The sequence below is a fragment of the Pseudomonas sp. P7758 genome, from assembly GCF_013386485.1.
Lineage (GTDB): Bacteria > Pseudomonadota > Gammaproteobacteria > Pseudomonadales > Pseudomonadaceae > Aquipseudomonas.
The window spans coordinates 57,418-78,960 of sequence record NZ_JACARS010000024.1; the positions used below are offsets into that span (position 1 = coordinate 57,418).

Consider the following 21,543-nt stretch of genomic DNA (forward strand, 5'->3'; position numbering starts at 1 on the left):
ACTCAGATGGAAGTCAGCCATTTCACGGCTGGCCATAGTCGCGGGCACCAAACAGGGCGGTACCGATCCGCACCCAGGTGGCCCCTTGGGCGATGGCCGACTCAAGGTCATGGCTCATGCCCATGGAAAGTGTGTCGAGCCCCAGGTCGAGGCTCGCTTGCAGGTCGCGCACGGTGGCGAAGGCTGCGTCTTGCTCTGCACGGTCGTCGGTCGGCTCGGGAATCGCCATCAGGCCGCGCAGCTTCAGGCGCGGCAGGGCGCTGATGGCTTCGGCCAGGGCGGGCAGGTCGGCGGGTGTACAGCCGGACTTGCTGGCTTCGCCACTGACATTGACCTGGATGCAGATATTCAGCGACGGCAGGTCAGCCGGGCGTTGTTCGGACAGGCGTTGTGCGATTTTCAGGCGGTCCACGGAATGCACCCAGGCGAAGTTCTCGGCGATCGCACGAGTCTTGTTCGATTGAATGGGGCCGATGAAGTGCCAACTCAAGGGCAGGTCGGTTAATTCGGCCTGTTTGCCCAGGGCTTCCTGCAGATAGTTCTCGCCAAAGTCACGCATCCCGGCGGCATAGGCTTCGCGCACGGCCTGTGCGGGTTTGGTCTTGCTCACGGCCAGCAGGTGCACGCTGCCTGCGTCGCGCTGCGCGGCCTCGGCGGCTGCCCGGATCCGCTCGGAAACCAGGCCGGTGTTGTCTGCTATGGTCGACATTCAAGTTGCGCCCGTGGATATGGAGTCCGCGGCATTCTACTGGAAATGGAAAGCCCTATGGATATCACTGAACTGCTGGCCGCCGGCGTACGCCTGCGGGCCTCCGACCTGCATCTGTCGGCGGGGTTGGCGCCGATGCTGCGAGTGGATGGCGAGGTCTGGCCACTCGATTGGCCTGTACTTGCGCCGGTGCAAGTGGCGGCGTTGCTCAGCCCTTTGCTGAACAATCACCAGCAAAAGGATTTCGAAACATCTCTTGAAACGGATTTTGCCTTCGAGTTGCCCGAGGTGGCGCGGTTTCGGGTGAATGTGTTCCAGCAGCACCGGGGCATGGGCGCGGTGTTTCGTACCATCCCCTCAACGGTGCAGAGCCTGGAACACCTGGGGTTGGGCGAGGTGTTCCGGCGCATTGCAGACTTGCCCCGGGGGCTGGTGCTGGTCACCGGGCCGACCGGTTCCGGCAAGTCCACGACCCTGGCGGCGATGATTGATTACCTCAACACCCATCGTCGCCAGCACATCCTCACCCTTGAAGACCCTATTGAATTTATCCATCAGCCGAAAAGCGCCCTGATCAACCAGCGACAGGTGCATCGCGATACCCACAGCTTCTCGGCGGCCCTGCGTTCGGCATTGCGGGAGGACCCGGATGTGATCCTGGTGGGCGAATTGCGGGACCTGGAAACCATTCGGCTCGCACTGACGGCGGCGGAAACCGGGCACCTGGTGTTTGGCACGTTGCACACCACGTCGGCGGCTAAAACCGTGGACCGGGTGGTGGATGTGTTTCCGGCGGGGGAAAAGACCATGGTCCGCTCGATGCTCTCGGAGTCATTGCAGGCGGTGGTGTCCCAGGTGCTGGTGAAGAAGGTCGGCGGCGGGCGGGTGGCGGCTCACGAAATCATGCTTGGCACACCGGCGATTCGTAATTTGATCCGCGAGGACAAGGTGGCGCAGATGTATTCGGCGATTCAGACCGGCGGGGCGTTGGGGATGACGACGCTGGACATGAGTTTGAAGGCGTTGGTCAGCCAGGGGCTGATCAGCCGGGAACATGCCCGGGAGAAGGCGAGGGTGCCTGGGGATATTTAAGATCATGATCGTTCCCACGCTCCGCGTGGGAACGCAGCCCGTGACGCTCTGCGTCACAAGAGCGGACGCGGAGCGTCCAGTGAGGCATTCCCACGCAGAGCGTGGGAACGATCAATCAGCGCTGCACAATCCGCAGGTTGTTCTGTTCTTTAGGCAGGACACGCTTGGCAATCACGTAGTTCTTGTCCCAGAACGGCTTCTTCAGCGTATCGATGCTCACGGACTTGCCACGACGCGGTGCGTGGATGAAACGGTCGTTGCCCAGGTAGATGGCAACGTGGTTCACCTGGCGGCTCTTCAGTTTGAAGAACAGCAGGTCACCCGGTTTCAAGTCCTTGCGCTCAACCTTCAGCCCGTGGCCGGCGGCCATGGCGTTGGAAGTGCGCGGCAAATCCACGGCTTTTACGTCGTTAAACGCATATTTCACCAAACCACTGCAGTCGAACCCTTTACTTGGGCTGCTGCCGCCCCAACGATAAGGAGTACCGAGCACGTTGACGGCACGGCTGAGGACGTTGCTGCTTTGCTTGGTGTTGACGGCCATCAGCCCTGGCGCCGCATTACCGTGGGCCTTGCTCAGTTGAGTCGGGCGCTTCACGGTCAGCTTTACCGATTTGGCGGAGCTGGTGGTGGCGTGAACTTTAGGGGTGAAACCGTTAACGTTGGGAAGTCGTTGCTCACGATTGGTGGCGTGGGCGGCCAGTGGCATTAATAGGCAAATGGTTAGCCATGTCTTGAAAAATGGTCGCATTAGGCGTGGCTCTTTTTGGTTTGCGCGCAACTTTATAACAGCTTTTTGTGTCGTGCTAAGGCCGTTTGTCGACTGAACCCTGGGGTCAAATTCAGGAAAACCGTGACGAATTGCCGCGATTGTCCTACACAAGTCAGGCGGTATAAGGCTTTGAGGGAAGCGAAGATACCATTTGCCGCATGTCGGGCGCCCGTAAAAAAGTCACAAAGAAACCAGAAATATTTATCTATCGAGGCTAAAGAGGTACTCCATGAACACCTATCGACAGGATGTTTCGCAACAAGACACCCACAGCAAGGTGATCGGCTACCTGCTTTGGATTTTCGGTTTTACCGGTGCTCACCGCTTTTATTACGGCAAGCCGGTGACCGGGACGATCTGGTTTTTCACCTTCGGTTTGTTCGGGATTGGCTGGTTGATCGACTTGTTCCTGATTCCGGCAATGGACCGCGAAGCGGACCTGCGATTTACCGCCGGGCCGATCGAGTACAACGTGGCCTGGATTCTGTTGGCGTTCCTGGGTGTGTTCGGTTTGCACCGCATGTATCAGGGCAAATGGATCAGCGGGATCATTTACCTGCTGACCGGGGGCTTGTTCCTGATCGGGGTGCTGTATGACTTCTGGACGCTGAATACGCAGATTTCGATCCGCAATGCCGAGCGCAACGGCGGCCGTTAAGATTTGTGAAGATCCAAATGTGGGAGCGGGCTTGCTCGCGAATGCGATATGTCAGTCGACATCTCTATTGACTGACCCACCGCTTTCGCGAGCAAGCCCGCTCCCACATTTACTGTGCCCACTCTGGATTGGATTCAAGCCTGGTAGCTGATCCGCCCATCCACCAGCGTGTACCGCACAGTCGCCGGCAGGCTATGGCCGATGAATGGGCAGTTTTCACCCTTGGACAGCCAGTGTTCCCCGGCAATCGTGGAGCTGGCCGGATCAAACAGCACCAGGTCCGCCGCCGAGCCCACCGCCAGCTTGCCCGCCGGCAGGCGCAGCGCCTCGGCAGGGCCTGCACTGAGACGCGCCAGCAGGGTCGGCAGGTCCAGCAAACCATCTTCCACCAACGTCATTGCCAGCGGCAGCAACAGCTCGACGCTGCTGATGCCTGGCTCCGTCGCGCCGAACGGCGCCAGCTTGGCATCCCGCTCGTGGGGTTGGTGATGGCTGGAAATCGCCGAAACCACCCCGGACTTCACCGCCGCCCGCAAACCGTCACGGTCAGCGCGGGTACGCAGTGGCGGCTGCACGTGATACAGGCTGGAGAAGTCGATCAGCGCCTCATCCGTCAGAATCAGCTGATACAGCGCCACATCCGCCGTCACCGGCAATCCGCGGGCTTGGGCCTGAGCGATCAGGGCCACGCCGCGAGCGCTGGTCAGCTGGCTGAAGTGCGCGCGTACGCCGCTTTGTTCCACCAGCAGCAGGTCGCGGGCCAGGGCCACGGTCTCGGCGGTTTCCGGGATGCCCGGCAGGCCGAGGAAGCTCGCGGTGGCGCCTTCGTGGGCCAGGCCGCCTTCGGCCAGGTCACGGTCCTGGGAGTGGAAAATCACGGTCAGGTCGAAAGTCGCCGCATATTCCAGCGCACGGCACAGGGTGCGGGTGCTGCGAAAGCTCTCCAGGCCGTTGCCGAAGGCCACGCAGCCTGCGTCGCGCAGGGCGATCAGTTCGGCCAGTTGTTCACCGTCCAGCCCTTTGCTCAGGGCGCCGATGGGGAACACTTTGCAGTTGCCGGCTTCGCGGGCGCGGTCGAGGATCAGTTCGGTCACCGCCGAGGTGTCCAGCACCGGTTTGGTGTGGGGCGGGCAGCACAGGCTGGTCACGCCACCGGCAGCGGCGGCGCGGGTTTCGCTGGTGATGTTGCCCTTGCGGCTGTAGCCCGGCTCACGCAGGGCGACGTTCAGGTCAACCAGGCCAGGCGCGGCGATCAGGCCTTTGGCGTCGATAGTTTCGCTGGCGCTGAAGCCTGCGGGTGCGGCGCCGATGGCAATGATCTTGCCGGCTTCCAGGTGTAGATCGGTGACTTGATCCAGGCCGCTGGCCGGATCGATGACTCGGGCGCCGAGAATGCTGAGCTTCACTGGGCGTTCTCCTGCTCGAATTGACGTTGCGCGGTTTGCCCGCTCATGGCCATGGACAACACCGCCATGCGGATGGCGATGCCGTACGTGACCTGGTTGAGAATCACCGACTGCGCGCCATCGGCCACCGCCGACTCAATCTCCACGCCACGGTTGATTGGCCCCGGGTGCATCACGATGGCGTCCGGCTTGGCGCCGGCCAGGCGTGCGGTGGTCAGGCCGAACAGGCGATAGAACTCGCCTTCGCTCGGCAGCAGGCCGCCCGCCATACGCTCGCGCTGCAGGCGCAGCATGATCACCACGTCCACATCCTTGAGGCCCTCGGCCATGTCGGTGTAGACCTTCACGCCGTACTGCTCGATGCCGATCGGCAGCAGGGTCTTGGGGGCGATCACGCGGATGTCCGGGCAACCCAGGGTTTTCAGGGCCAGCATGTTCGAGCGCGCAACCCGCGAGTGCAGGATGTCGCCGACAATGGCCACCGAGAGGTTTTCAAAGCTGCCCTTGTGCCGCCGGATGGTCAGCATGTCGAGCATGCCCTGGGTCGGGTGGGCGTGACGGCCGTCGCCGCCGTTGATGATCGCCACATTCGGGCACACGTGCTCGGCGATGAAGTGCGCAGCACCGGAATCGCCGTGGCGCACCACGAACATGTCGGCGGCCATGGCTTCCAGGTTGCGCAGGGTGTCGAGCAGGGTTTCGCCCTTGCTCGCCGACGAGGTGGACACGTTCAGCGTGATCACGTCAGCCGACAGGCGTTGGGCCGCCAGTTCAAAGGTGGTGCGGGTGCGGGTCGAGTTCTCGAAGAACACGTTGCAGATGGTCTTGCCGCGCAGCAACGGGACTTTCTTCACCGCCCGGCCGCCGACTTCGAGAAACGAGTCGGCCGTGTCGAGGATTTCGGTGAGCAGTTCGCGGGGCAAGCCGTCGAGGGACAGGAAGTGTTGCAGCTGGCCCTGAGCATTGAGCTGCAGCGGGCGCTTGGCATCTAGAGGCGTCATCGCGGGGACTCTTTACAAGGCGGTTTAAAGGGTAAGGTCTTGCAGTTCGAGTTCGAGCGGCGTGGGACCGGACAATTTTACCCGCTGGTGGGCTTCCAGGGACAGGGTGGCGCCGACCACGTCCGGGCTGATCGGCAATTCGCCGGCGTCCAGGTCCAGCAAACAGACCAGGGTCACGCTGGCCGGGCGGCCGTAGTCGAACAGTTCGTTCATCGCGGCACGTATGGTGCGACCGCTCATCAGCACGTCATCGATCAGCACCAGGTGCTGGCCTTCGATCTCGAAGGGCAGGGCCGAGGGGCGCACTTGCGGGTGCAGGCCGTTCTGGCTGAAGTCGTCACGATAGAAAGACACGTCCAGGGTGCCCAGGGGCGAGTCGCTGCCCAGTTCTTCCAGCAGCGCCTGGGCCACCCACACGCCACCGGTGCGGATGCCGATAAAGCGCGGCTCGCTGATGGCACGGTGTTCCAGGTGCGCCTTGAGGCGGATCGCCATCTGGCTGATCAGGTCGGCGGGATTGGGCAGGCTCATGGGTGCTCCTTCTAGGCCTCGCGCAGGCAAGGTCCGGGCTCAAACGTAAGAAGACGCGGCAAGCCGCGTCAGTCAGGATTCAAATAAAGCGGTGTTTTCATCCAGCCAGCCCTGCAACAGCAGGGCCGCGGCGATGGCATCCACCGGGTTGTCGCGGTAACTGCCTTTCTGCCCGCCACGGTCACGGCGCTCGCCCTTGGCTTCGAACGTGGTCAGGCGTTCGTCGTGGGTATAGAAGGGCAGGTTGTAGCGGCCGTTCAGGCGGCGGGCGAACTTTTCGGCCCGCAGGCACATCTCGCTCGGGGTGCCGTCCATGTTCAGCGGCAGGCCGACCACCACGGCGTCGGGCTTCCACTCCTTGATCAGGGCTTCGACCTGGTTCCAGTCCGGCACGCCGTTCTGGGCCTTCAGGGTGCACAGCTCGCGGGCCTGGCCGGTAATCACCTGGCCGACGGCGACGCCGATCTGTTTGGTGCCGTAGTCGAAACCGAGGATCAGACGCAAGGCCATCAGGCGTGCCCCGCCTGGCTGGTCAGCAGGCTGAGGTTGATCCGCAGCTTGGCGGCGGCCGCTTCCAGGCGCAGTTCGCTGGGGGTGTTGAACAGGATGTCGGCATCGAACGGGCAGGTCAGCCAGGCATTGCTCGCCAGCTCCGCCTCCAGTTGCCCGGCTTCCCAGCCGGCGTAGCCGAGGGTGATCACACTTTGATCAGGCCCCACGCCGTCGGCAATCGCGAACAGGACGTCCTGGGACGTGGACAGGGACAACCCTTCAAGGTCCACGGTCGCCTGGAATTTCGGCCCGGTGGGGTGCAGCACAAAACCCCGGTCCGTCTGCACCGGCCCGCCGATGTAGATCGGTACGTGCTGGCAGCTGGCGGGTGGGTCGATGTCCGGGCGCAGTTGCTCGAGGATATCGGCCAGGTTCAGGTCTTGCGGGCGGTTGACCACCAACCCCATCGCACCATTGGCGGTGTGCTCGACGATGTAGGTCAAGGTCTGCGCAAAGTTCGGGTCGGCCATATGGGGCATGGCGATCAGGAATTGGTGCTTGAGGTAGGTCGGGCTGACATTTTTCATGTCCGCTAGTGTGGCGTTGGAGGGGCGAACTGACAAGCTGAGGATGCGCAGGAATTGGTTTGGCGTGTTGATTCTCTGTAGGAGCGAGCTTGCTTGCGAAAAACCTGAGAGCGCCGGGTTAAGCCAGAAAGCCCGCGTTATCGTTAACGATCTTCGCGAGCAAGCTCGCTCCTACAGAAAGCAGGGTTGGTTAGTTGCTCGACAGCCGATCACCTTTGGCAAAGCGCCAGGTGCGAATGATTTCCAGACGGTCGATGTCGTTCAGGTCCCCGGTAAACGGCGCAAAAGGCGCCGCCAGGCGCACGATGCGTTGCGCTGCCTGGTCCAGCAGCGGTTGGCCGGAGGACTCCAGCACCTGCACCTCGTACAAGGTGCCGTCGCGGTTGATCGACACCAGCAGTCGCAAATTGCCGTAGATCTGCTGGCGACGGGCTTCGTCCGGGTAGTTCAGGTTGCCGATGCGCTCGACCTTCTTGCGCCACTCATCCTTATACCAGGCGCCTTTGTCGCGCATGGTGGAGGCGGCGTTGAGGCGGTAGATCCGCGGGCGCTTGGCGTACAGCTGTTGTTCGTGGGCCAGTTCGGCTTCCAGGCTGGAGATCTCACTGGAGAGTTGCGAGCTGTCAAACGTCGGGGCCGGCGGGGCAGGCGTGGGTTCGGTCTTGGCCTTTTCGCGCTGGGTCGGGGCTTTTTGCGGCTTGGGCGCCACGGTGGTGACCGCCGCCTTGGGGGCGGCCTGTTTCACCTCCGGCTTGGGCGCCGGCGGTGGCGTGACCTTATTGACCTTGTTGTCCTGGAATGGCGCGACTTCAGTGGTCTTGGGCACGGCCTTCTTGTCGAGGGTGCCGCTGCCTTGCTGATTGTCCTGGGCGAGAAAGTCGGCTTTTTCGGGCTTCTTTTCGCTTTTGAACGTGGCGAGGGTGATTTCCAGGGTCTTGGTGATCTGCTTGGGTTCGGCAAAGGTGAAACCCAGGCCGAGGATCAACGCCAGGTGAATCAACGCCGCCAGAAACAGGGTAAATCCGAGCCGATCAGCCGGGCGCACGCCGCTGTGGGAGAGTTCGGGGGGCAGATCGGACGGGAGCGTCATGACAAGAAAACCAACATCGCGCGTTTCACAGGTGGCGCATGATAACGCAATGTTGGTTTGTGTCCGGCTGTTCTATGTCACTTGGCTTGTAGCTTGGCGGCAATCGCAGCCATCAGCATTTCGCCGATGTTCGTGCCAAATGCGTTGTCGATCTCGCGAATACAGGTCGGGCTGGTGACGTTGATTTCGGTGAGGTTCTCGCCGATTACGTCCAGTCCTACGAACAGCAGGCCTTTTTCGCGCAGGGTCGGGCCGACTTGGGCTGCAATCCAGCGATCCTTGTCCGTCAGCGGGCGGGCTTCACCCCGGCCACCGGCGGCCAGGTTGCCGCGGGTCTCGCCGGCGGCCGGAATGCGCGCCAGGCAGTAAGGCACCGGCTCGCCGTCGATCATCAGGATGCGCTTGTCGCCGTCCTTGATCGCCGGAATGTAGGCCTGGCCCATGATCTGCTGGGTGCCCAGCGCAGTCAGGGTCTCCAGGATCACCGACAGGTTCGGGTCGCCGGCGCGGTGGCGGAAGATCGAGGTACCGCCCATGCCGTCCAGCGGCTTGAGGATCACATCGCCGTGCTTGGCGGCGAATTCGCGCAGCACATCGGCGCGGCGGCTGACCACGGTCGGCGGCGTGCACTGCGGGAACAGCGTGGCGAACAGCTTTTCATTGCAGTCGCGCAGGCTCTGGGGCTTGTTGACGATCAGCACGCCCGCGCGCTCGGCCTGCTCCAGCAGGTAGGTGGAGTAGACGAACTCCATGTCGAACGGCGGATCCTTGCGCATCAGGATCACGTCGAGGTCGCTCAGGGGGCTGTCGATTTCGTCTTGCAGCTCGAACCACTTCTCGGGGTTGGCAAACACCTGCAGGGGGCGCATCCGCGCCCGCGCTTCACCGTCGCCCTGGTAAAGGTCCGGCTGCTCCATATAGAACAGGCTCCAGCCGCGGGCCTGGGCGGCCAGCAGCATGGCCAGCGAGCTGTCCTTTTTATAGGAAATGCTGGCGATAGGGTCCATGACAATGCCGACGCGAACGCTCATGGGGGATTTCCTCTAGCAAATAAGGGCGCATAAAAGTGGCGTCAGAGTGGCGCTGCGGCTGTTGTGGGTCAAGGAAAAACCACCACGCGGGTCGGCCGATAGATTGCGTTCTGAGACTGTGCTAAAAAGGCTGCCATGGCACATCAGCCCTTGAATTCCGAGGCTTTTGGCGCTCGTCCTGTGCAACATCAGGCAGTACACACCGAAAACCTATTCGCTGTGGCGATGGTAGAGCAGATATGGAACAGCATTCCAACGCCTTGAAAGTGATGGTGATCGACGATTCGAAAACGATTCGCCGCACGGCCGAAACACTGTTGAAGAACGTAGGGTGCGACGTCATCACGGCCATCGACGGTTTCGATGCCCTGGCCAAGATTGTTGACCATCATCCACACATTATCTTTGTCGACATCATGATGCCGCGCCTGGATGGCTATCAGACCTGCGCGCTGGTGAAGAACAACCCGGCGTTCAAGTCGATCCCGGTAATCATGCTGTCCTCCAAGGATGGTCTGTTCGACAAGGCCAAGGGGCGCATCGTCGGCTCTGATCAGTTTTTGACCAAGCCTTTCAGCAAGGAAGAACTGCTGAGCGCGATCAAGGCCTATGTACCGGGCTTCGCCGCAGTAGAACAAGCACACTGACGGGGGCCCCACGAGGGCTTGCGTCTACTAGATAAGTGGGGAAAACCATGGCACGTGTTCTGATCGTCGACGATTCGCCGACTGAAATGTACAAACTGACCGAAATGCTCGAAAAGCACGGTCACACCGTCCTCAAGGCCCAGAACGGCGGCGATGGCGTTGCGCTGGCCCGTCAGGAAAAGCCGGATGCGGTGCTGATGGATATCGTGATGCCGGGCCTCAATGGCTTCCAGGCCACTCGTCAGTTGACCAAAGATGCCGAGACCAGCCACATCCCGGTGATCATCATCACCACCAAGGATCAGGAAACCGACAAGATCTGGGGCGAGCGCCAGGGCGCCAAGGATTACCTGACCAAGCCGGTAGACGAAGAAACCCTGATCGCCACCCTGAACAAGGTGCTGGCCGGCTGACGGCACGTTCCCATGACCGAGTCGCAAACCGCCTTCGAGCTGCTGCTGGACATCGACCGCCGCTGCCGCTTGCTGGCTGCCGACCTGCCGTCCCAGGAAACCCGGTTGCTCAGCTGGAGCGGGATCGGGTTTCGCCTGGGCGAACACTGGTACGTGGCGCCCATGGGCGAGGTGGCGGAAGTGCTGCACGAACCGCGCTGTACCTTGATGCCCGGGGTCAAGCCGTGGATCAAGGGCGTGGCCAACCTGCGCGGGCGCTTGCTGCCGGTGATGGACCTGGGCGGTTTCCTCGGCCTTGAGCTGTCGGTGGCGCGCAAACAACGGCGGGTGCTGGTGGTGGAGTATCAGGACGTGTTTGTCGGCCTGTTGGTGGACGAGGTGGTGGGCATGCAGCATTTCGCACAAGACGCGTTGTCGACGAGCACCGCAGGCGGCGCGCCGTTTATCCAGGGCCAGTTCGACGGCGACCAGCTGTGGCAGGTCTTCAGCCCCTTCGCCCTGGCCCAGGCTCCAGGTTTCATGGATGTCGCCGCATGAGTACCGTCACCCCGGTCAAACCCCAGGAAGCCTCCCGCAGCCGCTCGCAGATCATCGTGCTGTTTATCGCGCTGATCGTGTTCATCATGCTGCTGTTCGCCAACTTCGCGTACCTCAACACCCAGTCTACCTACGACAAACAGTACATCGGCCACGCCGGTGAGCTGCGGGTGCTGTCCCAGCGCATCGCCAAGAACGCCACCGAGGCTGCCGCCGGCAAGGCGGCGGCGTTCAAGCTGCTGGGGGATGCACGCAACGATTTTGCCCAGCGCTGGGGTTACCTGAAAAAAGGCGACCCGGCCACCGGCCTGCCCGCTGCACCCACCGCCGTGCGTGCAGAAATGCGCGCCGTGCAGACCGACTGGGAAGCGCTGCTGAAAAACGCCGATGCGATTCTGGCCAGCGAGCAAACGGTGCTGTCGCTGCATCAAGTGGCCGCGACCCTGGCGGAAACCGTTCCGCAGTTGCAGATGGAGTCGGAAAAGGTTGTCGATATTCTGCTGCAACGCGGCGCACCGGCCAGCCAGGTAGCGTTGGCCCAGCGCCAGTCATTGCTGGCCGAACGCATCCTGGGGGCGGTAAACACCGTGCTGGCGGGGGACGAGACTGCCGTGCAGGCCGCCGATGCCTTTGGCCGCGATGCCAGCCGTTTCGGCGTGGTGCTCAGTGGCATGCTCAACGGCAATCCCGGGCTGCGCATCACCCAGGTTGAAGACCACGACGCCCGCGCCCGGTTGGCGGAGATTTCCGAGCTGTTCGAATTCGTCTCCGGTTCCGTGGACGAAATCCTCGAGACCTCGCCGCAGCTGTTCCAGGTGCGCGCCTCGGCGAGCAATATCTTCAACCTGTCGCAAACCCTGCTGGACGAAGCCTCGCACCTGGCCACCGGCTTTGAAAACCTGGCGGACGGGCGCACTTTCGACACCATCGGCGGCTACGTGCTGGGCTTGCTGGCGCTGGCCTCGATCATCCTGATCGGCCTGGTGATGGTCCGCGAGACCAACCGCCAGTTGCGGGAAACCGCCGAGAAGAACGAGCGCAACCAGAACGCGATCATGCGCCTGCTGGATGAGATTGAAGACTTGGCCGACGGCGACCTGACCGTCACCGCCTCGGTCACCGAAGACTTCACCGGCACCATTGCCGACTCCATCAACTATTCCGTGGACCAACTGCGCGACCTGGTGGCCACCATCAACCTCACTGCCGGCCAGGTGGCTGGTGCGGTGCAGGACACCCAGGCCACCGCCATGCACCTGGCCCAAGCGTCGGAGCATCAGGCACAGCAGATTGCCGAAGCGTCCACGGCGATCAACCAGATGGCCCAGTCCATCGACCAGGTGTCGGCCAACGCCGCCGAATCTTCGGCAGTGGCCGAGCGTTCGGTAGAGATTGCCAACAAGGGCAACGAGGTGGTGCACAACACCATCCACGGCATGGACAACATTCGCGAACAGATCCAGGACACCGCCAAGCGCATCAAGCGCCTGGGGGAATCGTCCCAGGAAATTGGCGACATCGTCAGCCTGATCGATGACATCGCCGAGCAGACCAACATCCTCGCGCTCAACGCCGCGATCCAGGCGAGCATGGCCGGTGATGCCGGGCGTGGTTTTGCGGTAGTGGCCGATGAGGTACAGCGCCTGGCTGAGCGCTCTTCGGCGGCGACCCGACAGATCGAAACCCTGGTGCGAGCGATCCAGACGGATACCAACGAAGCCGTGATTTCCATGGAGCAGACCACCACCGAAGTGGTGCGCGGTGCGCGGCTGGCCCAGGACGCCGGGGTAGCGCTGGAAGAGATCGAAGGCGTGTCGAAAACCCTGGCGGCGCTGATCCAGAGTATCTCCAACGCGGCGCAGCAGCAGACGTCGTCGGCGGGGCAGATTTCCCTGACGATGAACGTGATCCAGCAGATCACCACTCAGACTTCGTCAGGCTCTACGGCCACTGCCGAGAGCATCGGCAACCTGGCAAAAATGGCCAGTCAGTTGCGGCGGTCGGTGTCGGGGTTCACCTTGCCGGCGGCGAAGCGGGTGGATGAGTGAAATGCGCCCTCGAAAACACCGAAAAGCAAATGTGGGAGCGGGCTTGCTCGCGAATGCGGTGTGTCAGTCGCCGACGCTTTGTCTGACCCACCGCATTCGCGAGCAAGCCCGCTCCCACAGTTGATCTCCTTTGTTTTGAGATCGGTGTACGCATGACCCAGCACTACCAGCAACTCATGAATTCAGACGGGAGCGGTTATGGTTGATCGGCACGACTACGTGGCCCTCGAATGGGTCAAGGGCGAAATTGCCGAAACCCTGAAACAGGCCCGCTCGGCGCTGGACGCCTATGTTGAAGAAAGCAGCAGCGAGGCCATCGGCCAGTGCCTGGAATGCATCCATCAGGTGCATGGCAGCCTGTTGATGGTCGAGTTCTACGGCGCGGCCCTGTTCGCTGAAGAAATGGAACAACTGGCCCTCGCCCTGCAAGGCGCGCGCGTCAGCCAGCGCGACGAAGGCATTCGCCTGCTGCAACAGGGCCTTGGCCAACTGCCGCTGTACCTCGACCGCGTACACAGCGCCCGGCGCGACCTGCCCCTGGTAGTGCTGCCGCTGCTCAACGACCTGCGCAGCGTGCGCGGCGAAAGCCTGCTCTCGGAAACCAGCCTGTTCAGCCCGCAACTGCTGGTGATCCCGCCGCTGCCCGAAGACGCCCTGGCCCAGCGCACGCCAGAGGATTTCCCCGAGCTGCTGCGCCAGTGGCGGCAGATGCTGCAACAGGCGCTGGTCGGTTTGCTGCGCGAAGACCACGGCCCCAGCAACCTGGAAGACATGGCGCGGGTCTTCGCCCGCCTCGAAGCCCTGTGCCATGGTGCGCCGCTGCTACCGTTGTGGCAGGTGACCTCGGCGCTGGTGGAAGGCATGCTCATTGGCGTGGTTGCCAATAGCCCGGCGTTGCGCAGTTTGCTCAAGGCCTGCGACAAGCAACTCAAGCGCCTGCTGATCCAGGGCATCAACACCCCGGCCCCGGATGAGCTGCTCAAGAGCCTGTTGTTCTACGTCGCCAAAGTCACCCGACCGACTCCACGGATGCAAAGTTTGAAAGAACGATATGGCCTCGATGAAGCTTTGCCCGACAGCGCCGTGGTGGACGCCGAACGCGCCCGCCTGGCCGGCCCGGACCGCGACGCGATGGGCTCGGTGCTCGGCGCGTTGTGCGAGGAGCTGGTGCGGGTCAAGGAACGCCTGGACCTGTTCGTACGCAGCGACCGTCAGCACGCCTCGGACCTTGAGGCGTTGCTGGCGCCGCTGCGGCAGATCGCCGATACCCTCGCCGTATTGGGCTTCGGCCAGCCGCGCAAAGTGATCATCGACCAACTGGCGGTGGTACTCGGCCTGGCCCAGGGGCAGCGCGAACCCAACGATGCGGTATTGATGGACGTTGCCGGTGCGTTGCTCTACGTCGAGGCCACGCTGGCCGGGATGGTCGGCACTGTCGAGCCGGAGCGCCGCGAAGAAAGCCGCCTGCCTACCACCGACCTGACGCAGATCCACCACCTCGTCATCCGCGAATCCTGCCAGTGCCTGACCCAGGCCAAAGAGCTGGTGATCGACTGCATCGAGGCTCACTGGGACCGCCAGCGCCTGGAGTCGCTGCCCGAGTTGCTGACCCAGGTGCGCGGCGCGCTGGCGATGATTCCGCTGCCCCGTGCGGCGAGCCTGATGCGTGGCTGCAATGACTACGTCAACGAGCAACTGATGGTCGGCGACGCCCCACCTTCCGAGGCGCAGCTTGAGCATTTTGCCGATGTGCTCACCAGCCTCGAGTACTACCTGGAACGCATGCTCCAGGACCACGACGCCCCGGGCGAACGGGTGCTGGAAGTCGCCGCTGAAGGCCTGGCCGCGCTGGGCTATTTGCCGGCCGAAAAACCCTGGCGCCAGGCACTGCTTGAGCAGGGTGATACGCCCACGGAGCAAACCCCGTTCCTCGCCGATGCGTTGGCCAGCCCCACCTCGCGCCTCAACCCGCCGGCACTCCAGCGTCCCGGCAGCCTGCTGCCGCCGCCCGCCGGTGAAGAAGCCATCGATGATGAACTGCGGGAAGTCTTCCTCGAAGAAACCGCCGAAGTTCTCGACGTGCTGCATCGCTATGTGCCTGCCGGCACCGCCAGCCTGGTAGACAAGGCCACCCTGAGCGAAATGCGCCGCGCCTTCCACACCTTGAAAGGCAGTGGCCGCATGGTGCGCGCCCTGGTGTTGGCGGAGCTGGCCTGGGCCGTGGAAAACCTGCTCAACCGCGTGCTGGAACGCAGCGTCGCGCCGGGCCCGGATGTGCAAGCAGTGCTGGATGACGTGTTGGAATTGCTGCCGGAGCTGATCACCGATTTTGCCGACAATGCCCAGCGCCAGCGCGATGACGTAGACGAACTGGCGGCGCGGGCGCACGCCCTGGCCAGCCGTGTCGAAGCGTCGGCCACAGACCCGGCCGCCCTGGACCCGCAGTTGCTGGAAATCTTCCGCAACGAAGCCCAGAGCCACCTCGACAGCCTCAACCGCTTCCTGCAACAGGCCACCGAGCACCTGCCGCTGCAAGTCAGTGATGACCTGCAACGCGCACTGCACACCCTCAAAGGCAGCGCCTATATGGCCGGTGTGTTGCCCATCGCCGAACTGGCGCGCCCGCTGGATCACCTGACCCGCGAATACAAGGCCCACCGCCTGCCGCTGGACCTGGATGAAATCGAATTGCTGCTGGAGGCCGAAGCGTTGTTCCAGCGCGGCGTGCGCCAGCTGGACAGTGACCCTCACGCGGCCATCAATGGTGCAGCAGGGCTGATCGAGCGCACGCAAAACCTGCTGAACAGCCAGCTTGAAGCCTTGCTGAATGCGCCCAACACCGGCCTGCGGATCAAGCGCGACCCGCAGTTGATCGCCAACTTCCTGGCCCAGGGCATGGACATCCTGCTGGACGCCGAAAGCCTGCTGCGCCGCTGGCAACAGCACCCCGGCGAACGCCAGGAACTGAGCGCGCTGCTGGACGAACTGACCACCCTCGGCGAAGGCGCGCACCTCGCCGACCTGCACCCGATGGACGAATTGTGCGAAGCCTTGCTCGACCTCTACGGCGCAGTGGAAGAAAGCAGCCTGGCGGTCAGCGAGCGCTTCTTCCACGAGGCCGAACAGGCCCACGAAGCCCTGATCAACATGCTCGACCAACTGGCCGCCGGCCAGGAAATCAGCGCGGCGCCGGCCCGGGTACGCGCCCTGCGCGAGCTGCTGGATGAAGGCCTCGACCCGTCCGCCACCGGCTTGATCAAGACCGATGGCAGCCGCGCGCTGAGCATCTCCGAGCTGGGCGCCGCTACGGCGAAGCTCGATCAGGGTTTTGCGGTGGATGACGAGATCGTCGAGATCTTCCTTGAGGAAGCGGTGGACATCCTCGACAGCGCCGGCCAGTCCTTGAAGCGTTGGCTGCTGGACCCGGATAACGCAGCGCCGCTGTCATCGTTGCAGCGGGATTTGCACACCCTCAAGGGTGGCGCGCGCATGGCTGAAATCGGCGCGGTGGGCGACCTGGCCCTTGAGCTGGAAAACCTTTACGAAGGTTTGGTGGACCGTCGCTACAGCTATTCCAGCGAGCTGGCCAATGTGTTGATGGCCAGTCATGAGCGGCTGGCGCTGTTGCTTGAGCAACTGCAACACCAGCAACCGTTGAGCGACTCCTCCGACCTGATCAGCCACTTGCGTGAGTTGCGCCAAGGCACCGGACAAGCGGCGCCCGCAGCGGCCGCCGAAGTCGAGACGCCGGGCAGTGATCCCGAGCTGCTGGATATCTTTCTCGAAGAGGCCGCCGACATCCTCGACAGCTCCGGCGCCGCGCTGTTGCGCTGGCAGGCCGAGCCGAAAAATCGCCAGGAAGTCGAGACACTGCTGCGCGACCTGCACACCCTCAAGGGCGGCGCTCGCATGGTCGAGATCGGCCCGATTGGCGACCTGGCCCATGAGTTGGAGTTTCTCTATGAGGGCTTGTCGGCAGGTTTGCTGGCGCCCTCGGCGGAGCTGTTCGCCTTGCTGCAAGGCTGCCACGACCGCCTGGCGCAGATGATCGATGCGGTGGCGGCGGGAATGCCGGTGGGCTCGGTGGACCTGCTGATCGAGCGCATCAAGAGCCTGGTGCGTCCGGCTGAAGTGACGGACGCACCGGTGGCGTTGACGGCAACCAAAACCGAGGCGGTGCCGGCCAGCGACCCGGCCGCCGACATGGTGAAGATCTCTGCCGACTTGCTGGATGACCTGGTCAACCTGGCGGGTGAAACTTCGATCTTCCGTGGGCGTATCGAGCAGCAGGTCAACGATGCGAGCGTTGCCCTCAACGAGGTGGAAACCACCATCGAGCGTATGCGCGATCAACTGCGCCGCCTCGACACCGAGACCCAGGGCCGCATCCTCAGCCGCCAGCAGGCCGAGGCCGAACGCCTGGGCTACGAAGAATTCGACCCGCTGGAAATGGACCGCCATTCCCAGTTGCAACAACTGTCCCGGGCCTTGTTCGAATCGGCTTCCGACCTGCTCGACCTCAAGGAAACCCTCGACCGCCGCAACCAGGACGCCCACAACCTGCTGCAGCAACAGGCGCGCATCAACACCGAGTTGCAGGAAGGCCTGATGCGCACGCGCATGGTGCCCTTCGAACGCATGCTGCCACGGCTTAAACGCATCGTGCGGCAGGTGGCGGGCGAGCTGGGCAAGGACGTGGAATTTATCGTCGGCAATGCCGAAGGCGAGATGGACCGCAACGTGCTGGAGCGCATGGTCGCGCCGCTGGAACACATGCTGCGCAACGCCGTCGACCACGGCCTGGAATCCCGCGATGCACGATTGCTGGCCGGTAAACCCGAGAAAGGCCGCATCACGCTGGACCTGACCCACGAAGGCGGCGACATCGTTTTCGACATGCGCGACGACGGCGCCGGCGTGCCGCTTGAAGCCGTGCGGCGCAAGGCGATCAAGCGTGGCTTGCTCGACCCCAGCCTGGAAATCAGCGACCGCGACGTGTTGCAGTTCATCCTGCAACCGGGGTTTTCCACTGCCGAAAAAATCACCCAGATTTCCGGGCGTGGCGTGGGCATGGACGTGGTGCATGAAGAAGTGCGCCAGCTGGGCGGCTCGATGGTCATCGACTCGACGCCGGGAGAGGGCGTGCACTTTCGCATTCGCCTGCCGTTCACTGTGTCGGTCAACCGGGCGATGATGGTGCAGTGTGCCGACGATCAATACGCGATCCCGCTGAACACCATCGAAGGCCTGGTGCGGGTCATGCCCCATGAGCTGGAAGGGCACTATCAGCAGGACCCGCCGCGCTACGAATACGCCGGCCAACGCTACGAACTGTTCTACCTCGGCGACCTGCTGCACACCGTCGGCCGGCCGAACCTGCTGGGCCAGTACCAGCCGCTGCCGGTGCTGCTGGTGCAATGCAACGAACGGCGCGTGGCGGTGCAAGTGGACGCCATGGCCGGCACCCGGGAGATCGTGGTCAAGGGCCTGGGGCCGCAGTTTGCCGGGGTGAAGGGCGTGTCTGGCGCAACCATCCTTGGCGATGGCCGCGTGGTGCTGATCATCGACCTGATGGCGCATATCCGCGCCCGGCCACCGGCGTTGCCGGCCCAGGCGGCGGACGCTCCGTTGATCCTCAACGACCCGCTGAAAAAGCGCCCGCTGCTGGTGCTGGTGGTGGACGACTCGGTCACCGTGCGCAAAGTCACCAGCCGCCTGCTGGAGCGCAACGGCATGAACGTGCTCACCGCCAAGGACGGCATCGACGCCATGGCCGTGCTGGAAGAGCACACCCCGGACCTGATGCTGCTCGACATCGAAATGCCGCGCATGGACGGCTTCGAAGTGGCCATCCAGGTGCGCGACGACCCGCGGCTGATGCGCATGCCCATCATCATGATCACCTCCCGCACCGGGCAAAAACACCGTGATCGTGCAATGGCGATTGGCGTCAACGACTACCTCGGCAAGCCTTATCAAGAGTCGGTGCTGCTGGAAAGCATCGCTTACTGGAGCAAGTCCCGTGCTTGATCACCGCGCAACTCAACTCACCGGCTTGCTGCTGCCATTGGCCGACCGTCACCTGTTGTTGCCCAACGTCGCCGTGGCCGAGCTGATCGACTTCCAGCGCGGCGAACCGGCCAGTGATGCGCCGCCGTGGTATTTGCGGCAGGTTACCTGGCGGGATCGGCAGTTGCCGTTGATCAGCTTTGAGGCCGCGTGTGGCGAGTCGGGCGTGGTGGGAGAGCGGGCGCGGATTGTGGTGTTGAACACCCTCGGAGGACGGCCGACGTTGAAGTTTATTGCGTTGGTGATCCAGGGGATTCCGCGCTCGTACAAGCTCGATAGCCAGTTGAGTTATGTGGACGTGCCGTTGTGCCCGCTGGAGTTGGCGGCGGTGCAGGTGGGGGAGCATGTGGCCAGGGTGCCGGACTTGATGGGATTGGAGGCGTTGTTGGTCGAGGCCGGATTGGCCTGAGTGTAACCGTCAGTCAATCCGTGCAAACCGTTGATGATCGTTCCCACGCTCCGCGTGGGAATGCAGCCTCGGACGCTCTGCGTCCAGCTGGCGATGCAAGGCTTAAGTCTCGCGCTGTGGTGACGCGGAGCGTCACGGGATGCATTCCCACGCAGAGCGTGGGAACGATCGCATCGGCGTGCGCTTTACAGTCGGATTTTTCCTGCAACCTCTCGCGCTGTGCATGAACTTGTTGTGCCCTGCGATCGCGCCTAGTCTTCGTCCGTCATCGCAAAAAACGGTGACACGGACGTGCAAGTCCGGTTACATGTCGGCGCACCAACGCCCATAGCCATTCAACGGGCGTTTTTTATGCCTGCTGTATTTCTTATGGCGGCTGTGCGTGGGAGATCCCTTGGGGTCTGCCGGGGTCCGATATGCCCGGTCTTGCACACCTGCGCACAGCTGCCACCTTATTCGCGTGCAAGCGGACGGTGTCAGCTTCCCTAATACATATCGGAGCTGCACATCATGTTCAAACCTACCCCCAATCCGCCCCACAACACCGAAATCGAACACCGCAAACTCCAGGCCGCCGCCGAGCGTGCGATGGATCATTACTTTCCGCCTTCGGCTTCATCTTCACTCTTTACCGTCACCCCCTCTCAATCCACCGAAGCCCTGCTGGCCAACGCTTCTGAAACCTTTGCCTCACTCAACGCCCTGACTTCCAACCTGGCCTTTGAATTGGAAGGTTCCCAGCGCGGTGTGGTGCTGGCCATTCAGCAGATGAGTGAGCTGGGGCAGTTATTGGTTGATCAGGCACTGGAGCAGGTTGCGCCTTCTTGCGCAGCCTAAAAACTTGATCGTTCCCAAAAAGGGACCTATCGTTCCCTTTTTGGGACTTTTCGGTCGCTGCCATGCAAACCCTGCCCCTTAGCACTGCACTCTTCACCGTGACTCAGCAGAAAGTCTTGGGTTTGCTCTTTGGCAAGCCCGACCAAAGCTTCTTCACCAATGAAATCGCCCGCTGGGCAAAGGTGGGCAAGGGCAGCCTGACCCGCGAGCTGGAGCGTTTGCAGTTGGCAGGCATCCTGACGGTGACGCGCCAGGGCAACCAAACCCACTACCAGGCCAACCCGCAGTGCCCCGTTTACTCGGAGCTGTTGGCCATCGTGCGCAAGACCCTGAGCCTGGATGAGCCATTGCGCAACGCACTGGCTCCATTTGCCACGCAACTGAAGTGGGCATTTATCTACGGTTCCATCGCCAAGGGCGAGGCGCACTCATCCAGTGACATAGATCTGATGCTGATCGGCGAAAGCCTCAACTACAGTGAAGTCATGGAGCAGCTCATGCCGCTGGAAGAGCAACTGGGCCGCACCATCAACCCGACGCTCTATACCCCCGAAGACTGGATCGGCAAATGGAATGCCGGTCATAGTTTTGTGCAGCGGGTGGCGGAGCAGGACAAGATCAACCTGATTGGGGAAAACCCCGTGGAGTCCAAGGATGGACAGCAAGGCAAACCTGGAGAACCTGCAACGTAGTGGTGGCTTGAAGGCAGAGCCGCCGGATCGCAAGGAATGTGATGGGTTGATGCGCTCTGCCCGTGATCGATTGAAGGACGCCAAAACCCCGCAATTATCTTTCGCCAGCCGTTTTGATTTGGCTTACAACGCGGCCCACGCAATCGCCCTCACAGCCTTGCGCTTGCACGGCTATCGCTCGGACAAGCGCTATCTGGTGTTCCAATGCCTGCTTCATACCACCGCAGCCAACAAGGTTCAGGTAAGACTGTTTGCGCTATGCCACGAGCGCCGCAACCTGGCGGAATATGAAGGGTATATGGATGAGGATGAGGGGTTGTTGGAGCAACTGATTGCGCATACTCAAGCGCTATTGAAGGAGGTCGAACAGTGGGTGACTAACCAGAAATAGCGGCTTGGGTGATGAAGCGAGATCAGTCCCAAAAAGGGACTGATCGTTCCCATTTTGGGACTTCTGCGCACGTTCTCCCGAACAGCGCTGAGCAAATGTGGGAGCGGGCTTGCTCGCGAATGCGGTGTGTC

20 protein-coding genes are annotated in these 21,543 nt (G+C 62.4%); 11 read left to right on the top strand and 9 right to left on the bottom strand.

Annotated features, from left to right (window positions below; genetic code table 11):
• Nucleotides 1-22: 22 nt before the first annotated feature.
• Entirely contained in the window at nt 23-709 is a 687-nt protein-coding gene (locus HX873_RS06630) for a YggS family pyridoxal phosphate-dependent enzyme (RefSeq protein ID WP_177122493.1), read from the bottom strand.
• Nucleotides 710-766: 57 nt separating this feature from the next.
• On the opposite strand from HX873_RS06630, the gene HX873_RS06635 reads away from it, so the two are divergent.
• Nucleotides 767-1,801: a type IV pilus twitching motility protein PilT gene (locus HX873_RS06635; protein ID WP_177122494.1), complete on the top strand. Its 1,035-nt coding sequence runs from the start codon at nt 767-769 to the stop codon at nt 1,799-1,801.
• A 115-nt stretch (nt 1,802-1,916) separates the two neighbouring features.
• On the opposite strand, the gene HX873_RS06640 is transcribed toward HX873_RS06635, so the two are convergent.
• A complete protein-coding gene (locus tag HX873_RS06640; protein WP_023659314.1) occupies nt 1,917-2,552 on the bottom strand; it encodes a C40 family peptidase in 636 nt (211 codons plus the stop codon).
• Nucleotides 2,553-2,802: 250 nt separating this feature from the next.
• Between HX873_RS06640 and HX873_RS06645 the strand changes: the two genes are divergently transcribed.
• Nucleotides 2,803-3,231 (top strand): TM2 domain-containing protein, encoded by a 429-nt coding sequence (locus HX873_RS06645; RefSeq protein WP_003213752.1) that lies wholly within the window; start codon nt 2,803-2,805, stop codon nt 3,229-3,231.
• A 134-nt stretch (nt 3,232-3,365) separates the two neighbouring features.
• On the opposite strand, the gene HX873_RS06650 is transcribed toward HX873_RS06645, so the two are convergent.
• The 7 genes from HX873_RS06650 to gshB form a co-directional block, all read right to left on the bottom strand.
• Nucleotides 3,366-4,637: a dihydroorotase gene (locus HX873_RS06650; RefSeq protein WP_003213750.1), complete on the bottom strand. Its 1,272-nt coding sequence runs from the start codon at nt 4,635-4,637 to the stop codon at nt 3,366-3,368.
• Entirely contained in the window at nt 4,634-5,638 is a 1,005-nt protein-coding gene (locus tag HX873_RS06655) for an aspartate carbamoyltransferase catalytic subunit (RefSeq protein WP_003213748.1), read from the bottom strand. The genes HX873_RS06650 and HX873_RS06655 overlap by 4 nt, the downstream gene beginning before the upstream one ends.
• A 24-nt stretch (nt 5,639-5,662) precedes the next feature.
• Nucleotides 5,663-6,169, bottom strand: coding sequence for a bifunctional pyr operon transcriptional regulator/uracil phosphoribosyltransferase PyrR (gene pyrR / locus HX873_RS06660; RefSeq protein WP_177022327.1), 507 nt, complete (start codon nt 6,167-6,169; stop codon nt 5,663-5,665).
• 72 nt (nt 6,170-6,241) lie between these two features.
• Nucleotides 6,242-6,679, bottom strand: a complete 438-nt coding sequence (gene ruvX / locus HX873_RS06665) for a Holliday junction resolvase RuvX (RefSeq protein ID WP_003213744.1) — start codon at nt 6,677-6,679, stop codon at nt 6,242-6,244.
• On the bottom strand, nt 6,679-7,248 hold the full coding sequence (locus HX873_RS06670; protein WP_003213742.1) for a YqgE/AlgH family protein: 570 nt from the start codon (nt 7,246-7,248) through the stop codon (nt 6,679-6,681). The genes ruvX and HX873_RS06670 overlap by 1 nt, the downstream gene beginning before the upstream one ends.
• Before the next feature lie 190 nt (nt 7,249-7,438).
• Nucleotides 7,439-8,338, bottom strand: coding sequence for an energy transducer TonB (locus tag HX873_RS06675; protein ID WP_003213740.1), 900 nt, complete (start codon nt 8,336-8,338; stop codon nt 7,439-7,441).
• A 77-nt stretch (nt 8,339-8,415) separates the two neighbouring features.
• Nucleotides 8,416-9,369 (bottom strand): glutathione synthase, encoded by a 954-nt coding sequence (gshB, locus tag HX873_RS06680; protein WP_003213738.1) that lies wholly within the window; start codon nt 9,367-9,369, stop codon nt 8,416-8,418.
• A gap of 239 nt (nt 9,370-9,608) precedes the next feature.
• Between gshB and pilG the strand changes: the two genes are divergently transcribed.
• The 9 genes from pilG (at nt 9,609) to HX873_RS06725 (ending at nt 21,412) form a co-directional block, all read left to right on the top strand.
• On the top strand, nt 9,609-10,016 hold the full coding sequence (gene pilG, locus HX873_RS06685) for a twitching motility response regulator PilG (RefSeq protein WP_003213736.1): 408 nt from the start codon (nt 9,609-9,611) through the stop codon (nt 10,014-10,016).
• Nucleotides 10,017-10,063: 47 nt separating this feature from the next.
• Nucleotides 10,064-10,429 (top strand): twitching motility response regulator PilH, encoded by a 366-nt coding sequence (pilH, locus tag HX873_RS06690; RefSeq protein ID WP_003213734.1) that lies wholly within the window; start codon nt 10,064-10,066, stop codon nt 10,427-10,429.
• Between the two features lie 12 nt (nt 10,430-10,441).
• On the top strand, nt 10,442-10,966 hold the full coding sequence (locus tag HX873_RS06695; RefSeq protein WP_003213731.1) for a chemotaxis protein CheW: 525 nt from the start codon (nt 10,442-10,444) through the stop codon (nt 10,964-10,966).
• Nucleotides 10,963-13,014 (top strand): methyl-accepting chemotaxis protein, encoded by a 2,052-nt coding sequence (locus HX873_RS06700; protein ID WP_003213729.1) that lies wholly within the window; start codon nt 10,963-10,965, stop codon nt 13,012-13,014. The genes HX873_RS06695 and HX873_RS06700 overlap by 4 nt, the downstream gene beginning before the upstream one ends.
• Before the next feature lie 198 nt (nt 13,015-13,212).
• Complete coding sequence (locus HX873_RS06705) at nt 13,213-19,044, top strand: Hpt domain-containing protein (RefSeq protein ID WP_177122495.1); 5,832 nt, start codon at nt 13,213-13,215, stop codon at nt 19,042-19,044.
• Nucleotides 19,037-19,492 carry a chemotaxis protein CheW gene (locus HX873_RS06710; protein ID WP_003213725.1) on the top strand — a complete coding sequence of 152 codons (456 nt, stop codon included), beginning with the start codon at nt 19,037-19,039 and terminating at the stop codon, nt 19,490-19,492. The genes HX873_RS06705 and HX873_RS06710 overlap by 8 nt, the downstream gene beginning before the upstream one ends.
• A gap of 510 nt (nt 19,493-20,002) precedes the next feature.
• Nucleotides 20,003-20,329, top strand: coding sequence for a DUF6124 family protein (locus HX873_RS06715; protein WP_177028013.1), 327 nt, complete (start codon nt 20,003-20,005; stop codon nt 20,327-20,329).
• A gap of 62 nt (nt 20,330-20,391) precedes the next feature.
• Nucleotides 20,392-21,021, top strand: coding sequence for a nucleotidyltransferase domain-containing protein (locus HX873_RS06720; protein ID WP_177122496.1), 630 nt, complete (start codon nt 20,392-20,394; stop codon nt 21,019-21,021).
• Complete coding sequence (locus tag HX873_RS06725; protein ID WP_177020241.1) at nt 20,984-21,412, top strand: hypothetical protein; 429 nt, start codon at nt 20,984-20,986, stop codon at nt 21,410-21,412. The genes HX873_RS06720 and HX873_RS06725 overlap by 38 nt, the downstream gene beginning before the upstream one ends.
• Nucleotides 21,413-21,543: the final 131 nt, after the last annotated feature.

Excerpts from the sequence above, each read along its gene's own strand:
- pyrR (WP_177022327.1), bottom strand. The coding sequence starts at position 6,169 with ATGAGCCTGCCCAATCCCGCCGACCTGATCAGCCAGATGGCGATCCGC.
- HX873_RS06645 (WP_003213752.1), top strand. The coding sequence starts at position 2,803 with ATGAACACCTATCGACAGGATGTTTCGCAACAAGACACCCACAGCAAG.
- HX873_RS06635 (WP_177122494.1), top strand. The coding sequence starts at position 767 with ATGGATATCACTGAACTGCTGGCCGCCGGCGTACGCCTGCGGGCCTCC.
- ruvX (WP_003213744.1), bottom strand. The coding sequence starts at position 6,679 with ATGGCCTTGCGTCTGATCCTCGGTTTCGACTACGGCACCAAACAGATC.
- HX873_RS06640 (WP_023659314.1), bottom strand. The coding sequence starts at position 2,552 with ATGCGACCATTTTTCAAGACATGGCTAACCATTTGCCTATTAATGCCA.
- pilH (WP_003213734.1), top strand. The coding sequence starts at position 10,064 with ATGGCACGTGTTCTGATCGTCGACGATTCGCCGACTGAAATGTACAAA.
- pilG (WP_003213736.1), top strand. The coding sequence starts at position 9,609 with ATGGAACAGCATTCCAACGCCTTGAAAGTGATGGTGATCGACGATTCG.
- HX873_RS06705 (WP_177122495.1), top strand. The coding sequence starts at position 13,213 with ATGGTTGATCGGCACGACTACGTGGCCCTCGAATGGGTCAAGGGCGAA.
- HX873_RS06700 (WP_003213729.1), top strand. The coding sequence starts at position 10,963 with ATGAGTACCGTCACCCCGGTCAAACCCCAGGAAGCCTCCCGCAGCCGC.
- HX873_RS06725 (WP_177020241.1), top strand. The coding sequence starts at position 20,984 with ATGGACAGCAAGGCAAACCTGGAGAACCTGCAACGTAGTGGTGGCTTG.
- gshB (WP_003213738.1), bottom strand. The coding sequence starts at position 9,369 with ATGAGCGTTCGCGTCGGCATTGTCATGGACCCTATCGCCAGCATTTCC.
- HX873_RS06720 (WP_177122496.1), top strand. The coding sequence starts at position 20,392 with ATGCAAACCCTGCCCCTTAGCACTGCACTCTTCACCGTGACTCAGCAG.
- HX873_RS06655 (WP_003213748.1), bottom strand. The coding sequence starts at position 5,638 with ATGACGCCTCTAGATGCCAAGCGCCCGCTGCAGCTCAATGCTCAGGGC.
- HX873_RS06670 (WP_003213742.1), bottom strand. The coding sequence starts at position 7,248 with ATGAAAAATGTCAGCCCGACCTACCTCAAGCACCAATTCCTGATCGCC.
- HX873_RS06715 (WP_177028013.1), top strand. The coding sequence starts at position 20,003 with ATGTTCAAACCTACCCCCAATCCGCCCCACAACACCGAAATCGAACAC.
- HX873_RS06695 (WP_003213731.1), top strand. The coding sequence starts at position 10,442 with ATGACCGAGTCGCAAACCGCCTTCGAGCTGCTGCTGGACATCGACCGC.
- HX873_RS06675 (WP_003213740.1), bottom strand. The coding sequence starts at position 8,338 with ATGACGCTCCCGTCCGATCTGCCCCCCGAACTCTCCCACAGCGGCGTG.
- HX873_RS06630 (WP_177122493.1), bottom strand. The coding sequence starts at position 709 with ATGTCGACCATAGCAGACAACACCGGCCTGGTTTCCGAGCGGATCCGG.